14 protein-coding genes are annotated in these 15,666 nt (G+C 40.3%); 8 read left to right on the top strand and 6 right to left on the bottom strand.

The features are described 5' to 3' along the window. The first annotated feature begins 346 nt into the window (after positions 1 to 346). The gene (locus CI949_RS08840; RefSeq protein WP_108137421.1) at positions 347 to 652 is read left to right on the top strand and encodes a PspC domain-containing protein; all 306 of its coding nucleotides are present in this window, start codon (positions 347 to 349) and stop codon (positions 650 to 652) included. 53 nt (positions 653 to 705) lie between these two features. Here CI949_RS08840 and CI949_RS08835 read toward each other — a convergent pair whose 3' ends face one another. From CI949_RS08835 to CI949_RS08810, 6 genes are all read right to left on the bottom strand, one after another. After that, entirely contained in the window at positions 706 to 1,143 is a 438-nt protein-coding gene (locus CI949_RS08835; RefSeq protein WP_133530169.1) for a type VII toxin-antitoxin system HepT family RNase toxin, read from the bottom strand. Next, the gene (locus tag CI949_RS08830) at positions 1,106 to 1,549 is read right to left on the bottom strand and encodes a type VII toxin-antitoxin system MntA family adenylyltransferase antitoxin (protein ID WP_290765359.1); all 444 of its coding nucleotides are present in this window, start codon (positions 1,547 to 1,549) and stop codon (positions 1,106 to 1,108) included. Before CI949_RS08830 ends, CI949_RS08835 begins: the two co-directional genes overlap by 38 nt. 58 nt (positions 1,550 to 1,607) lie before the next feature. Beyond that, a complete protein-coding gene (locus CI949_RS08825) occupies positions 1,608 to 1,802 on the bottom strand; it encodes a hypothetical protein (protein WP_108137427.1) in 195 nt (64 codons plus the stop codon). Continuing rightward, positions 1,795 to 3,177, bottom strand: coding sequence for a replicative DNA helicase (locus CI949_RS08820; protein ID WP_290765353.1), 1,383 nt, complete (start codon positions 3,175 to 3,177; stop codon positions 1,795 to 1,797). The genes CI949_RS08825 and CI949_RS08820 overlap by 8 nt, the downstream gene beginning before the upstream one ends. 2 nt (positions 3,178 to 3,179) lie before the next feature. Next, positions 3,180 to 4,202, bottom strand: coding sequence for an ATP-binding protein (locus CI949_RS08815; protein WP_290765349.1), 1,023 nt, complete (start codon positions 4,200 to 4,202; stop codon positions 3,180 to 3,182). Positions 4,203 to 4,275: 73 nt separating this feature from the next. Next, positions 4,276 to 5,397, bottom strand: coding sequence for a DnaD domain protein (locus CI949_RS08810; protein WP_108137431.1), 1,122 nt, complete (start codon positions 5,395 to 5,397; stop codon positions 4,276 to 4,278). A 308-nt stretch (positions 5,398 to 5,705) separates the two neighbouring features. Between CI949_RS08810 and purB the strand changes: the two genes are divergently transcribed. From purB to CI949_RS08775, 7 genes are all read left to right on the top strand, one after another. After that, complete coding sequence (purB, locus tag CI949_RS08805; protein ID WP_108137433.1) at positions 5,706 to 7,001, top strand: adenylosuccinate lyase; 1,296 nt, start codon at positions 5,706 to 5,708, stop codon at positions 6,999 to 7,001. Positions 7,002 to 7,189: 188 nt separating this feature from the next. Beyond that, on the top strand, positions 7,190 to 8,461 hold the full coding sequence (locus tag CI949_RS08800; RefSeq protein WP_108137435.1) for an adenylosuccinate synthase: 1,272 nt from the start codon (positions 7,190 to 7,192) through the stop codon (positions 8,459 to 8,461). A 23-nt stretch (positions 8,462 to 8,484) separates the two neighbouring features. Beyond that, complete coding sequence (gene purD, locus CI949_RS08795) at positions 8,485 to 9,777, top strand: phosphoribosylamine--glycine ligase (protein WP_133530165.1); 1,293 nt, start codon at positions 8,485 to 8,487, stop codon at positions 9,775 to 9,777. 207 nt (positions 9,778 to 9,984) lie between these two features. Further along, positions 9,985 to 10,641, top strand: a complete 657-nt coding sequence (gene cysE, locus CI949_RS08790) for a serine O-acetyltransferase (protein WP_108137439.1) — start codon at positions 9,985 to 9,987, stop codon at positions 10,639 to 10,641. Positions 10,642 to 10,801: 160 nt separating this feature from the next. Then, positions 10,802 to 12,079, top strand: a complete 1,278-nt coding sequence (locus tag CI949_RS08785; RefSeq protein WP_290765342.1) for an AAA family ATPase — start codon at positions 10,802 to 10,804, stop codon at positions 12,077 to 12,079. A gap of 67 nt (positions 12,080 to 12,146) precedes the next feature. Then, entirely contained in the window at positions 12,147 to 12,416 is a 270-nt protein-coding gene (locus CI949_RS08780) for a hypothetical protein (RefSeq protein ID WP_108137444.1), read from the top strand. A gap of 15 nt (positions 12,417 to 12,431) precedes the next feature. After that, entirely contained in the window at positions 12,432 to 15,584 is a 3,153-nt protein-coding gene (locus tag CI949_RS08775) for an alpha-mannosidase (RefSeq protein WP_290765336.1), read from the top strand. Positions 15,585 to 15,666: the final 82 nt, after the last annotated feature.

Genomic DNA, 15,666 nt, shown 5'->3' with positions numbered 1-15,666 from the left:
AGGGAAAGAATCAATCTGCATTTGAGCATAAATTTGATTAACAGGTGGAGTTTTTATCTTGTCTTTTAGATTAATATTTTTACCAACGACTAAGACCATCAGATAATTAATTAACTGCCACTGGATTTGAATATAAAGTAAGAGAGAAATAATAATTGTTTTCAAAGTTTGCCGCCTCCTTTTTTTTCGAGTAGTTTAGTTAAAACGTCGTTGATTTTACTCTAAATATACCTTGAAAAAGGGAGGTTGGCAAGTTTTAAAGATAGATTGTTGATATAACAAGGTTTAGACAGAAAAATGTTCAAAAAGATTTTACAGTACTTCTATATTAAAAGAGGTGAAAAAAATGAAAAAACTTTATCGTTCTCGTGAAAACAGAAAAGTCGGGGGAGTTTGTGGCGGAATAGCAGAATACTTTGGCTTTGATCCGACTCTGGTTCGTCTGGGAGCAATTGTTCTGATTTTCATCTGGGGGGCAGGACTTTTAGCCTACATTGTGGCCTGGGCCATCATCCCTGAAAGACCGGCCCATGTTGATGTTGATTATGATGTCAGCTCAGAACCGGTTTATGAAGATCAGCACAAAGAAGACAGCAAAACTGACCAGAGTAAAAATGGTAATGATGATGATCCTAAATACTATGATATTTAGTGATTTATCTTTCTGGCTCACAAATTTTATAGTAAGAACAGAAAAGCTCCAGCTTAGCGGCTGGAGTTTTCGATATTTTTGAGGTAGCTTTCAATTTTTCTAATATATTTTTTGTAACTCTCAATAGTTTTTTGAATACTTTTATATACAATTTGATCATCGATTTCCTCATATTCGTGGACAAGTCTATTTCTCAATCCAGCAGAAGGGGCAATTTCTTCAGCGAATTTTTGATTCACTATCTGACAATCACTTAATTTAATAAAAGAAGTATAATAATCTGCAGGAGGCTTATGGCCTGAGCTTACTATCAGATGACCATTTATATCCGTGGCAGTTTCAACTATCAGTTGGATTAATCTTTCTGCAGTCCGCTTAACAAAAAAGTTGTCAAGATAATTTTCCATTGAATATTGATTGACTTCTTCCAGCTGGCCCAGGTATTCGATCATCTTATTTAATTTTCGGCGCACGATGAGAGGATCGGTCATTGGTCTGACTCCTTTCTAAAAAATTATCAATAAATTTTTGATCAAGCTGATAAAATTTCCGGGCATCATTATGTTCAGCTGCTGCTCTCACCTGAAATTTCTCAAATAGGCCTTTTTCATTTTGATAAAGCAGTTTCCCCTCTGAAGCAATTTTGAATTTAATTAAGGGGTCAGCATGATTCAATAAAACCAGATCAACAGGCTGCAGGTCAAAAATTTTAGAAATAGAATAAAGCACATGATCCTGATTTTTCTTTAAAGAACTCTCTTTTTTTACTTTAACTGCAAGATCAATATCACTATTCTCATTAAAGTTTTCACTTTCATATGAGCCAAATAAGATAAGCAGCTGCAGCTCATAATTCTTAAGAATTCCCCTTATTTTATTTATTTTTTCTTTTTCCATAAATACAGCCTCCTCCGCATAAAACGACATAAATCGGGTGGTTCCCGGTGCCTGTACGCTAAAAATCGCTTTCCGGGAAAATTTCGTGCAGCCGAGATTTAAATTCTTCAGGAGCATATTCCTGATAGTTTTCCACCAGCTGCATTACCTCTTCTAACTGCTGATCGCTGATCTCTCCCTTTTCATTGAGGCGGCGGTAAGCATTGGCAAAGGAAAGTACCAGTTTTAAATCTAAACTGTCCAGATTAGCCATGGGGAATCGTTCCTTCCAGTGATAGATTTTCGGGGTCAACAAAGCGGATAAATTCTTCTTCAAAAAAGAGTTTAATCGAGCCGGTCTGTCCGGTACGCTGCTTGGCGATGATAATATCTGTATCACTTTCGGTTCCTTCTGCTTCCGCTTCTTCGCGGGCTTTAGCAGAGGTATGAGCATGACGGTAGAGGAATATAACACCATCAGCTACCTCCTCAATATTACCGGAGTCTCTTAAGTCAGAAAGCACCGGTCTTTTATCCTGGCGGCTGGTAAAACTACGAGAAATCTGAGATATTAAAATTACCGGAATATCAAGCTCAGAAGCTAAGTTTCTCAGCTGAAGGACAATCTGACCGACTGCCCGTGAGGTGTTTTGGGCATGTTCCTCAGGCAGCTGAATCATCTGCAGGTAATCAATAACTGCCAGGTCAAGCCCATCCATCTGGGCCTTAAACTTCCGCAGACGGGCTCTAATCTGAGCGGTATTTAAACCACGCTCATCAGAAATCATCAAAGGCAGCTCATGTAAGTTATCAAGTGCCTTAGAAACCCGCTGGTCTTCCTCATCATTGGTCTCTCCCTGAGTGTACTTCCAGGCATTAACCTGAGATTCCTGGACCACCATTCTGTCTACAACCTCAGTTGCATCCATCTCCAGTGACATGATAGCCACTTTGGCATTTCTTTTAAGCACATTTTTGGCGATGTTGATTGCAAAGGCAGTTTTTCCCATTGAAGTTGAGGCCGCAATAACTGTCAGGTGACCGCGTTTAAAACCTCCGATTAAATTATCAAGGGAGATAAAGCCACTCCGCAGGCCGACATCAGCCTTTTTATGTTTGCGGTCCATATAGTTGGAAAATGACTCCATCAAAACTTCTTCCATATTATAAATATGTTTTTCTAAGTCATTACTTTCATTAGTTGCCTGAAAGATAATTTCCTGAGCCCGAGCCTGATAGTCATCGATAGTCAGGTCATTAGCCTCAGTCAGTTCCTTCAACTTATTGGAAGCTCTCTTTAAAAGTGAGCGCTGATAATCCTTTTTGATCAAATCAATGGTAGGATTCAGCTCATCAACGGTGTTGAAACCTGAAGTTAGGCGCTCAATTATTTCTTCTGCTTCATCAACTGCATTCTGACTCTGCAGATCAATTAAAAGCTTGGTTCTCGAAATCTGGTTATCCTGCTGATACTGTTTTAAAAGCTGGTCAAAAATAATCTGAGCCTGGGGATCCAGAAAATGTTTGACTTCGAGCAGGTCAGCAACCTCATCAATTTTATCCGGGTACTGCAGCAGGATGCCTAAAAGCTGATATTCATTTTTATTGTAGCGGTCTTCCTTGCGCTGGTTCTGTACTTCAACTGCCATAATCAGGCCTCCTGTTGTTCTTCAATTTTTTTAACTCTGACATTACCTGCCAGTTCTAAATACTTATTCATTTCCAAAAGTCGCTGAAAAATTCGCTCTCCCATTACCGGAAAGCGATTTTTTAAATTTTTAATAGAATAATTTGTTGATAAAATAATTGGTTTTTCCTCTCTGTAGCGGCGGTCTATAATCTGATAAAGGGTAGAAGAGGCAAATTCTGTTGCCTTTTCAGTTCCCAGATCATCAATTAAAAGTACCGGAATCTGCTGGACTGTACTTAAGATCTGTTTTTCATCAGTCTCCGGGTTATTCTGGTTATAGGTGCTTCTGATCTGCTGCAGGAGATCAGAATATACAATGTAGCGGAACTGAATCCCGCGGTCAATTAAAGCATTGGCGATACAGCCTAAGAGATAAGATTTGCCACTCCCGATCGGGCCTTCAATAATCAATCCCCTGCTGACCCCTTCAGAATTATATTTCTGGACAAAGGAAGATGCCAGGCTGTAAATTTTCTGCGCATTTTCGCGGTAGTTCATCCCGCTGTCTGTTACGAGATCAGTTTCATAATAGTTGAGATTGGCATTGGCGAAAGTTGCACTCTGTAAATGACGGGGTAAATTGCCGCTCTGCTGTTTGCGCTGTCTTAAGTCATTTTTGGCACAGCTGCAGACTAAATACTGGTTGTTCCGATAGATGCGGCCAGTATCATGGCACTTTTCACAGTCCCAGTCCGGTTCTTTATAGTCAAGTGGAATATCATGTTTTTTTAACAGTTCATGGTAGTGAGCTTCCAGATTTTCTATTTCTTTTTTCAACTCTTCAATTGAATTTTGGTCTGACTGACCTTTATTAAAAAGCCCAACTTTCAGCATCTTATATTCACGTTTGAGGGAATTTAAATAACTGTAAGCCTGCTCAACATCAGGATACTCCCTGTGGACGCGGGCTATTCTTTTTTCGGCTTCCATATATTTTTCTCGGGCCTTACCCTGATATTTATTTGAATTAAACTGTAGTGGCATTATTTATCCCCTTTCTCCTCAGCAGCTACCGTTTTGGAACCCAAAATTTTCCAGGTACCCGGTACCCACCAATTTATTCTTTATATTTATCGAAGTCAATAAAAAAGTCCTTCCATTTATAGCTGTCATCATCATCTTTTTCTCTATTCTTTTTATTTTCATTCTTATTTTTGCTCTGCTTTGATTTTTTCTCTTCGGAGCCGGAATCACTCTGATCCCTGCTGTCAGCTTCTGCTGCTTTGCCGTCCATTTCTTTCTGCAGCCAGCGGCGGAAATCAGCCAGGTTGTTGATCCCGAGTTCCTTAATCGGGTTAATAAAATTATCTTCTACATATTTCAAAGAAGGCTGACCGTCTCTTTTGCGGCGGACTGCTTCTCTGATTGCAGCCAGAGCGAGCTCCTTACTTAAAGCCTGCTCACCACTGAGCCAGCTCTGAAAAGTTTTCAGCTGGGCAGTGTTGGAGGAAAAGGACCTGATTCCATAGGCCCGGGCCAGCTCCTTTGTTTCCCGATGCAGTTTATCCTGCTGCTGCAGCTTTTCGTAGGTTGTAATTTCTTCCTGATACCAGCTGTCAATAATTGCTTTCAGATAAGCATAGGCTCCCTGCAGGTGGTCGGTTGCTCCCTGTCTTTTGAGCCATTTATCAACTCGGCGCACCAGCTCTTTGAGCATTCTGGACTCAAAATCATTAAGCCAGCTTTTTATCTCTTCCCGGCGGTGAATATTTCTGCTGGCCGGGGGCAGAAAAGAAATTAAAGCAGCTGCAATTTCATTTTTGGAAGCGGAGTTGCTGTTGATCAGCTGTTTTCTGATTTCCGCTCCTGCAGTCGAGCTTTCTTCAACTACCTTTTTATTTTCAGTTTCCATTAAGACTGCTTCTAAACTTAGAAAACAGCGAAAAAAGTTATTTTCTGCTGTCGGCTGCCGACTGATGATACCGGTTCCGGCAAGTCCTTTGAGAGCAGATTTTAAGTCTTCGATCTCCATCCCCAGTGCACCGGCTGCCAGAGGCAGTTCGATTTCAATTTCACTGGCTTCCTTCCGGTGGGTAAGCAGATAGAGCAAAACCTTTGTTTCTGTTCCGGAAAACTGGCGCAGAAACCCCTTTTCGATTAAACTGTCACCTAAAGTTAAAAGCTGCCTGCTGTCAGCTTCACTTAAGTCTACTGTTTTTCTATAAAAATTATTATCCATTTGATCACCATTAACCCTTCAAAATTTTAGCGCTTACATTTATTATATCAGATCTCAGAGATTTTTTAAGAAAAAATCCAATAAATTTCTTAACTGCAGTTAATAATTATATGTGTTATTTGACTAAAATTCAACAGGCAGGCGGGAGACTTATCTTGACAGCTCCCACTGCATCTGCTAATATTAAACTGAAAAAAAGAGAATAGCGAAATTATTGGCAGATCAGCGGCTAAACTGCTGAAATATGCCTGATATTTATTTTTAAAGAAAATTAATCTAATAATGGAAAAAAGAGAGGGAGATTATTTATGCTTTCAAGGTACAGCCGGGCAGAGATGGAAAATGTCTGGAGTGAGGAGAGAAAATATGAGATCTGGCTTGAAATCGAAATTGCTATTTTAAAGGCCAGAGCAGAGCTGGGAGAAATTCCAGTCAGTGCAGCTGAGAAAGTTGAGCGGGAAGCAGAGGTTGATTTAAAGCGGATTAAAGAAATTGAGGCGGAGACTCGCCATGATATGATTGCCTTTATTGAAGGGATTTCGGAGAATTTAGGTGAGGAATCTCGTTTTATTCACGAGGGAGTAACTTCTTCTGATATTAAGGATACAGCTCGAGCAATGCAGATGCAGCAGGCCGTAGAGCTGATTTTAACAGGTTTAAAAGAGCTAAAGGAAACTCTGGCTGCAAAAGCTCTGGCTGATAAGGATACAATTATGGTCGGCAGGACCCACGGTGTTCACGCTGAACCGATCACCTGGGGCTTAAAGGTCCTAAACTGGTATCAGGAAATTGAGCGCCAGATTACTCGCTTTGAGCAGCTGGAAGAAGTTGTGGCAGTTGGTCAGATTTCTGGGGCTGTTGGAACCTTTGCCACTATTGACCCTGCAGTTGAGGAAAGGGTTTGTGAGATTTTAGGTCTTAAAAATTCAAAAGTCAGCTCTCAGATTCTGCAGCGGGACCGTCATGCTGATTTTGTGGAAAGAATTGCCCTGGCAGCTGCTTCTATAGAAAAATTTGCGACAGAAATTAGAAATTTACAGCGGACAGATATTCTGGAGGTTGAAGAAGGTTTCCGCAAAGGTCAGAAGGGTTCATCGGCCATGCCTCACAAAAAGAATCCGATTGTCTGTGAGCGCCTCAGCGGACTGGCCCGGGTGATTAGAGGTAATGTAGTTCCTGCACTCGAAAATGTAAGCCTCTGGCACGAGAGAGATTTAACCCACTCTTCAGTTGAACGGGTTATTCTGCCTGACAGTGCAGTGCTGCTCGATTATATGCTGGCTAAGTTTAAGGGAGTAATGGAAGAACTGGTAGTCAATGAAGATAATATGAAGCTTAATCTGGAAAAAACCCTGGGGCTCACCTTTTCACAGCGCTTAATGCTGGCCCTGGTCGAAAAAGGTCTGCGCCGGGAGGAAGCCTATGAGCTGGCCCAGAGAAATGCGATGACCGCCTGGGAAGAAAAGACCGATTACAGAAAATTGATTGCAGCTGACGAAGAAATTGGAGAACATTTATCAGAGGCAGAACTTGACCAGATTTTTGACTGGCAGGCCTATTTGAAAAACATTGATCAGATTTTTAAGCGGACGGGATTAATTTAAGGATGCATATTGGTCTGATTTTTGTTAAACTATAGTTAAGAGAGAAGAACTTAGAATTTAGTAGTGTTTCTGCTTGGGTCTTTAAGAATTTTGAAGGAAAGTAATTTCACTAATCAATAATAGTAGTTTAAAAATAAAGAGTAGTAGTGAGAAGAATTAATCAAAGAATATGTGAGGAGAGAAATTAAATGTCTAATAAGATAGTTGTTGGTGCACAGTGGGGAGACGAAGGTAAGGGTAAAATTACCGATATGCTGGCTGAGACTGCTGATTTAGTTGTCCGCTATGGTGGTGGAAATAATGCCGGGCACACAGTAATAGTCGGTGAGGAAAAATTTGAGCTGCACTTGATTCCGTCTGGAATTTTATATGAGGATAAAAAATCTGTGCTGGGCGGAGGAGTAGTAATTGACCCTGAAGCTATGGTTGAGGAGATGGAAGGCTTAGAAGAGCGAGGAATTTCGCTGGCCAATCTTTATATTTCTGAGACTGCCCATGTGATTATGCCCTACCACAGGATGCTGGATGCCCTGGAAGAAGAGCGCAAGGGTGACAGCAAAATTGGAACTACCGGTAAAGGAATCGGCCCCTGCTATACTGATAAAACTGCCCGCCGGGGAATTAGAATTGCTGACCTGCTGGATGAAGGCAGACTGCGGGCAAAACTGGAAAAAGCACTTGATTATCATAATGTATTATTAGAAAAGGTTTATAATGCAGAGCCATTAAAAGCAGAAGAAATCATAAAAGCCTACCAGCCGTACATAGAAAAGCTGAGACCATATGTGACAAATACTTCTCTGCTGCTGAATGAAGCTCATAAAAATAATCAGAAAATATTTTTTGAAGGAGCACAGGGTACACTGCTCGACATAGATTATGGTACCTATCCCTTTGTTACTTCCTCTAATCCAACTGCCGGGGGAGTCTGTACCGGTACTGGAATGGGCCCGACAACAATAGATGATGTTATCGGAGTTACTAAAGCTTATTTGACCAGAGTTGGAGCAGGTCCTTTCCCCACAGAACTGGAAAACGAGCAGGGAGAATACTTAAGAGATAAGGGCCATGAGTTTGGAGTAACTACAGGCCGTCCCCGCAGATGTGGCTGGCTCGATATTCCGATTTTGAAACATGCTGTTAGAGTTAACGGTTTAACCGAGATTGCACTGACCAAAATAGATGTTTTAACCGGTCTGGACGAGATTAAAGTCTGTACCGCCTATAAGCACGGGGAAGAAATTGTGGAAGAATTCCCACCGTATTTAGAAAGTGAAATTCCCTATGAGCCGGTTTACGAAAATTGGCACGGCTGGGAAGAAGATATTACCGAAATCAGAGATTTTGAAAAACTGCCTGAAAATGCTAAAAAATATATAAAAAGAATTGAAGAACTGATCGGAATTCCGGCTAAGATTATCAGTGTTGGCCCGGGCCGGAAGCAGGCAATTATCAGATAAATAAAAGATGAGGAGGATCGGTTATGAAAGTTTTAATAGTGGGAAGTGGAGGTAGAGAACATGCCTTAGCCTGGAAGCTTTATCAGAGCGAAAATGTTGATAAGATTTATGCAGCTCCAGGTAATGATGGGATGTTAGAAATCGCAGAAAGAGTTGAAATAGAAGTAGATGACATTGAAGCCCTGGCAGATTTTGCCCGCGAAAATGAAATTGGGATGACTGTTGTTGGCCCCGAAGAACCACTGGTGGCAGGAATAGTTGACTATTTTGTAGAGCGTGAGCTGCCGATCTTTGGACCAAAAAAGCAGGCTGCTCTCTTAGAGGGCAGTAAAGCCTTTGCCAAGGAGATTCTTAATAAATATAATATTCCAACTGGAGAATATGAGGTCTTTACTGATCCGGATTCTGCGCTCAACTATCTTGAAAATGCAGAATATCCGCTTGTAGTTAAGGCCAATGGTCTGGCAGGAGGTAAAGGAGTTATTGTTGCTTCCAATTATCAGAATGCCCAGGATGCAGTTTCCAGAATCATGGAGGATAAAGCCTTTGGTGATGCCGGGGACAGGATTGTGGTTGAGGACTTCATTGAAGGAGAGGAAGTATCAATATTTGCTCTAACAGATGGCCAGACGATTCTGCCAGTAACCAGCACCAGAGAGCACAAGGCTGTCTTTGAGGGAGAAGAAGGACCAAATACCGGTGGTATGGGTTCCTATTCCCCTTCTCCCTATGTAGATCAGGAGATGATGGATCAGATCTGCCGGGAAATTTTAAGACCGACCCTTCATGCTTTAAACAGTGAAGGAATCGACTACCGGGGAGTTATGCATGTTGGAATTATTTTGACTGAAAATGGACCAAAAGTAATAGATTATAATGCCCGCTTCGGTGATCCGGAAACCCAGGTTATTATGCCGCTTTTAGCAGAGGATCTGCTGGAGCTGATGCAGATGACAAACGATGTAGAATTAAAATACAAAAAAGAGATTGATGTTTACGGCAGTGATGCAGTCTGTGTAATTCTGGCATCTGCCGGCTATCCTTTAACTTACGAAACAGGCCATGAGATTAAAGGCCTGGAAAATCTCAAACACCATGATGATTTAATTGTTTTTCATTCCGGCACCCGCCTGGAGGACGGTAAATATTATACTGATGGCGGCAGAGTTATCGGGATGACAGCAGTAGGTGAGGGGATTTTAAGTGTGATTGATTCTGTATACGATTATATTAACGAGGTAGAATTTAAGGATATGCACTACAGAACAGATATTGGTTTTTCTATCTCCGATGTGCCTGAGGCCGCTGTGGAGTAATTTAATAATGTGCATGCACCGGGAACTTGTCGCTTAAAGTCGAATTATGCGAGCAAAATATTGCTTGCATTTAGCTCCTGAAGCCGGTATAATAAACTTGAGTATGGAACTTATAATTAATTTTAATTGATTGTTCGACAGGAAAATTCAAAAACTTACATGCACCGGGTGCATGTCGGTTTTAGTCGGATTCAGGGGGTAAAATTTATGTTTAAAAGATTAAAATGCGATATTAACGCGGTTTTTGATAGAGATCCGGCAGCGGATAATCTGCTGGAGGTAATTTTGGCCTATTCAGGTCTGCACGCACTGCTCTTTCATCGCTTTTCGCACTGGTTCTACAGTAAGGGGTTAAGAACTATTCCCAGGCTGATCTCCCAGCTGGCCCGCTTTTTGACCGGGATTGAGATTCATCCCGGAGCAGAAATTGGCTGTGGTTTTTTTATTGATCACGGTATGGGAGTCGTAGTCGGCGAAACAACAGAGATTGGAGATAATGTAACTCTTTATCAGGGTGTTACTCTTGGTGGTACAGGTAAAGAGCGGGGTAAACGTCACCCTACGATTGGCAATAATGTTGTCGTTGGAGCAGGAGCCAAAGTTCTCGGCTCAATTACAATTGGTGATGATGCCAAAATTGGTGCCGGCTCAGTTGTCCTAAAAGATGTGGAAGAAAATTCTACAGTTGTCGGTATTCCCGGTCGAGTTGTGAGCCGTGATGGCCGCAGAGTCCATCCGGAAAGAGATTTGGAGCATGCCGATCTTCCGGATCCAATTAGAGATAAGCTGCTGGAATTAGAAGAAGACTTTTTAAAGCTAAAAAAAGAGATTTTAACCAAAGATTCATTTGAAGATGTCGGTTAAAATTCACTTTATAAAAATTTAATAGAATGATTACAGGTGGCAGTTTCCTTCCGGGAGCTGTCATTTTTTTCTTGCTGTGATATAATAGAGATGTGAAAATAAAATTTAATTATATAGCAAAATAAATCTCTACTTTCTACCAGCCAGAAGGAGGATCAGAATGGGCATCAAAAAAATTAAAGTTTCCAATTTTAAGAGCTTTAAAGAACTTGAAATTGATTTAAATCAATTTAATGTTTTAGTGGGAGCCAATGCAGCCGGGAAATCAAGTTTTATTCAGATATTTGATTTCATTAGGGATATAATTAAAAGTGGTTTGAGCAATGCAATTTCCATGCAGGGTGGGGTAGAATATTTGCGAAATATAAATATTGGAGATCAGCAGCCGCTTTACATGGAGATAATTTTTGATCGCCCCAATATCCAGAAAATTGAAAAAGAAAGCGAGGATAATATTCTTTTTAGAGAGGCTTACGAGAGTAGATATCAGTTCAAAATTGATTTTAATGGCGAAGATTTCAAAGTGGTAGAGGATCAGTTAACCTTAAAATTTAAATATTATCAAATTAAAAAGCAAAATAGAATAGCAGAAAAGAAAAAAGAAGAAAAGGAAATGGGAGAAATCGTCCTAACTTTATTGAAAGAAAATAATGGTCTAGAGGTCAAAATTAACAAAGACACCTTAAAAACTGATCAGATTAAAATTACAAAGGATAATATATTACCGTCATTTTTAGAAGAAATTAAGCTTTCAGATAGGGAATTGATTTTAGAAACCCCATTTGCTTTTATTGTTGAGCGTTCAATTAAAGAAATTTTAGGTGGGATTTCGATTTATAATATTAATCCTTTACTATCCAAAAAAGCAACTCCAATAACTGGTAAGGCAGAATTAGAAGAAGATGGAGAAAATCTGGCTATAGTATTGAAAAATATAATCGAAGATCAAGCTAAAGCCAGGAAATTTTCTAATATTGTCAAAGATATACTTCCCTTTGTTGAAAATATTGATATAGAAAAATTTGCAGATAAATCTTTGCTTTTCAAACTTAAAGAAGAATATTCTAAAAAAGATTATATTCCAGCTTCGATTCTTTCTGATGGAACAATCAGCACAATAGCGTTGATAATTGCCCTTTATTTTGAAGATAAAAAAATTGCAATTATAGAAGAACCGGAAAGGAATATTCATCCTCACTTAATTTCAAAACTGGTGGATATGTTTATTGATGCTTCAAAAAAGAAACAAATTCTAATCACCACCCATAATCCAGAGCTGATTAAATATATTGATTTAGATGATTTATTTTTAGTTCATCGTGATCAGGAAGGTTTTTCTAAGATTAGCAAACCGGTAGAAAAAGAAGAAGTTCGGGTATTCCTGGAAAATGATATGGGAATTGATGATTTATACATCCAAAATTTACTGGAGGTGTAATCTTGCATAAGCGGCTGTATATACTGGTGGAAGGGAATGATGATGAAAGATTTTTCAAAAAATTATTGTGGTTATCAAAGAGATTGAAAGTTGGTATCTTGCCGGACTGGACCAGGAAACAAGCTCAGCTATCGGGGTTCAGAATTTTGAAAGAACAGATCATTTATTTAAAGAAGATTTTAATGATTTATTAGAGTCGGTTTATGATTCCAGGATTGATTTTATGTGGGAGATAATAAAAGTATTCTCGCTTAAAACTGCAGCTAAAAAGAACAGCTCACTTAATTATTTTCTGAATAATTTTGTTGATAGAGATCTACTCGATAAAAAAATATAATGGGAAGTGAAGCTAATGTTTTTCAAAGAGGGAAAAATTGAAAGATACTTAAAAGATTTAGCAGCCAATTTGAATCAGCAGGAAATTTTAATCGAAAAATTTACAAAATATTCTGCCAGAATTGAGGATAAATCACTACCGGAATTCTCAAAGTTAAGAGGTGAAACTTTTAAAGTTGGGGGGAGCTGGGGAGGTAGGGAGCAGTGCAGCTGGTTTGTAACTGAGCTCAAACTGCCTCAAGACTGGGATTTAGACCAAAACAATATTTATTTAGAAATAATTCCTGGCAGCAGTCACCCCGGCGGCTTGGCCGGAGCAGAATCGCTGCTCTATTTAAACGGTCAGCCGCTGCAGGGTCTGGATCGCAACCATTCGCTGGTTAAATTAAGAGATAAAGACTTAAAAGGTGAAAGTTTAAAAGTAGCAGTCAAAGCCTTTAGCGGTCTGGAAGCAGAAAAAAGATGGTTTAAAAAAGCAGCTTTAATCTTTAGAGATTCGACTCTGGAAGACTTTTATCAGCTGGCTAAAACCCTTAAAGAATCTATTGCTCTTATGGATGAGGGGGATAACCTGCGGCAGAAACTTTTAAATAGGCTGAATCAGGCTTTTAATTTAATTGATTTTAGGAAACCGGGCTCAGCTGAATTTTTAGCGACTGCAGCTGAGGCCAGCCAGTATCTTAAAAACTCGCTGGGAGAACTCAAAGCTGAAACTGAGCTGCCAAAAATAACAGCAGTTGGTCATTCTCATCTTGATGTAGCCTGGCTGTGGCGGCTGCTGCACACCAGAGAAAAGACAGCCCGCACTTTTTCTACAGTTCTAAAACTGATGGAAGAATATCCGGACTACACCTTTGTTCAGTCCAGTCCCCAGTTATATAAGTTTATTAAAGAAGACTATCCGGAAATTTATGCCCGGATAAAAGAAAAAATTAAAGAGGGAAGCTGGGAAGTAACCGGAGGAATGTGGGTTGAAGCCGACTGCAATCTGACTTCGGGGGAATCACTGGTCAGACAATTTTTGCACGGAAAGCGTTTTATCAAGGAAGAATTTGATCAGGACTGGAATATTCTCTGGCTGCCCGATGTATTTGGCTATTCCTGGGCTCTGCCGCAGATTATTAAAAAAAGCGGCATGAAGTATTTTATGACCACCAAGATCAGCTGGAGTCAGTTTAACCGGCCTGAGTATGATACTTTTAAGTGGCGGGGCATTGACGGCACAGAAGTATTAACTCATTTTATTACAACTCCTGAGGTAAATAATGATGAGCCTTTTTATACCTATAACGGGCTTCTAAATCCCGAATCAGTCAGGGGAAGCTGGGATAATTATCAGCAGAAAGAAATTAATGATCAGCTGCTTATTGCCTATGGCTGGGGAGACGGTGGGGGTGGTCCGACTCGAGAGATGATCGAAAGCGGTAAAAAAATGCAGCAGATTCCCGGGCTGCCAGAAGTAGAGTTCGGCAGTGCAGAAGAATATTTTGAAAAACTGGCAGCTCGAATGGAAGAAAAACCTGAGCTGCCTGTCTGGGATGGCGAATTATATTTAGAATATCACCGGGGAACCTATACCTCACAGGCTGAAATTAAGAAAAATAACCGCCGTGCTGATATTATGCTGCATGATACAGAGCTTTTTAGATCTTTTGCAGAGCAGACAGCAGGTCTGAGCTATCCTGCTCAAAAACTGCAGTCAAACTGGGAAATTCTGCTTAAAAATCAGTTCCATGATATTTTGCCCGGATCTTCAATCAAAGAGGTTTATCAGGACAGTGCCCGCGAATTTAGAGAGCTTTTTGCCGAGCTGAGAGGAGAACTGCAGGGCGGCCTGAAAAAAATTGCAGCTCAGATTGAAGGTGAGCAGAAAAAGCTGGTCGTTTTTAATTCTCTGCCCTGGCAGCGCTCAGGTTATATTGAATTTGAAGGACGGCAGATTATGATCGATAATATTCCGGCCAGTGGTTATAAAGCCTATAATCTTAGTCAAAGTGATGAGGGATTAAAACTGGAAGCGGAAGTGGCAGCTCAGAAAGAAGCTGATTTTAAAGAAAGCCAGATTAAGTATCTGCTCAGTAAGAGCCAGGGCCAGCAGACTGTTGGGGCTGGGAGCCGCAATTTATTAAAGGTTGAGGCAGAAAAAAATCAGCTGGAAAATAGATACTACAGGATTAAGCTCAATCAGCAGGGGCAGATAATCTCTCTCTATGATCGACAGTTTCAGCGGGAGTTAATTCCGGCTGGGAAAAAAGCCAACCTGCTGCAGGCTTTTGAAGATCGGCCAATGCGCTTTAATGCCTGGGATATAGATATTTACTACCAGGAAAAAGAGTATTCGATTGATAAGCTGGAGGAGCTGGAAATAGAAAAAATGAACGACAGAATTGTTGCCAGGCTGAAGTGGAAATTTTTAGATTCAACTATTTCCCAGCAGCTGGTTATCTATGCCAATCAGCGGCGGCTTGATTTTAAAACTGATGTGGACTGGCAGGAAGAACAGATTCTCCTGAAGACGGCTTTCCCGGTTGATCTGCGCAGTACAAAGGCGACCTATGAGATTCAGTTTGGGAATGTGGAGCGAAATACTCACTGGAATACAAGCTGGGATTATGCTAAGTTCGAAACTGTTGGCCATAAATGGGCTGATCTCTCGGAAAGAAACTATGGAGTTAGCCTCTTAAATGACTGCAAATATGGCTATGATATTAAAGACCAGACAATGCGTTTGACTCTGATAAAATCCGGGGTTTATCCTGACCCAGCAGCAGATCAGGGTAAGCACAGTTTTACTTACAGCCTCTACCCACATGCTGGGGACTGGTTTGAAGCTGAGACTGTAAAAGAGGCCTACGAGCTAAATTATCCGCTTAAAACTGTAATTACTCAAAATGAAACAGGTAAAGAACCGCAGCAGAAGTCATTTATCGATGTTGAAGCAGAGAGTACAATTTTAGAGACTGTCAAAAAAGCAGAAGCTTCCGAGGAGCTGGTTTTTAGATTTTACGAATACGGCAAACAGAGGGATAAAGTTAAGGTCAGTCTGGGCCAGGAGCTGAAAAAAGTTACTGAATGTAATTTGATGGAGGAAGATATTGCAGAGCTTAAGGCTGAAGTTGATAGTTTTGAATTTAAAATTAAACCATATGAGATCACTAGCATTGCATAAAAATATTTAATAAATGTCAAGTTCTATTTTCAGCGAAAATACTTGCTTAAAATAGAAAAACTCCTTATAATTGGAATTAGGA

It is taken from the genome of Halanaerobium sp. (assembly GCF_003070835.1).
Note: the sequence above shows the minus strand (reverse complement) of the source record. Positions and strands in the feature narration are given on the sequence as shown.

Excerpts from the sequence above, each read along its gene's own strand:
- CI949_RS08815 (WP_290765349.1), bottom strand. The coding sequence starts at position 4,202 with ATGCCACTACAGTTTAATTCAAATAAATATCAGGGTAAGGCCCGAGAA.
- CI949_RS08840 (WP_108137421.1), top strand. The coding sequence starts at position 347 with ATGAAAAAACTTTATCGTTCTCGTGAAAACAGAAAAGTCGGGGGAGTT.
- CI949_RS08835 (WP_133530169.1), bottom strand. The coding sequence starts at position 1,143 with ATGACCGATCCTCTCATCGTGCGCCGAAAATTAAATAAGATGATCGAA.
- CI949_RS08825 (WP_108137427.1), bottom strand. The coding sequence starts at position 1,802 with ATGGCTAATCTGGACAGTTTAGATTTAAAACTGGTACTTTCCTTTGCC.
- CI949_RS08800 (WP_108137435.1), top strand. The coding sequence starts at position 7,190 with ATGTCTAATAAGATAGTTGTTGGTGCACAGTGGGGAGACGAAGGTAAG.
- CI949_RS08775 (WP_290765336.1), top strand. The coding sequence starts at position 12,432 with ATGTTTTTCAAAGAGGGAAAAATTGAAAGATACTTAAAAGATTTAGCA.
- CI949_RS08810 (WP_108137431.1), bottom strand. The coding sequence starts at position 5,397 with ATGGATAATAATTTTTATAGAAAAACAGTAGACTTAAGTGAAGCTGAC.
- CI949_RS08830 (WP_290765359.1), bottom strand. The coding sequence starts at position 1,549 with ATGGAAAAAGAAAAAATAAATAAAATAAGGGGAATTCTTAAGAATTAT.
- purD (WP_133530165.1), top strand. The coding sequence starts at position 8,485 with ATGAAAGTTTTAATAGTGGGAAGTGGAGGTAGAGAACATGCCTTAGCC.
- CI949_RS08820 (WP_290765353.1), bottom strand. The coding sequence starts at position 3,177 with ATGGCAGTTGAAGTACAGAACCAGCGCAAGGAAGACCGCTACAATAAA.
- CI949_RS08785 (WP_290765342.1), top strand. The coding sequence starts at position 10,802 with ATGGGCATCAAAAAAATTAAAGTTTCCAATTTTAAGAGCTTTAAAGAA.
- cysE (WP_108137439.1), top strand. The coding sequence starts at position 9,985 with ATGTTTAAAAGATTAAAATGCGATATTAACGCGGTTTTTGATAGAGAT.
- purB (WP_108137433.1), top strand. The coding sequence starts at position 5,706 with ATGCTTTCAAGGTACAGCCGGGCAGAGATGGAAAATGTCTGGAGTGAG.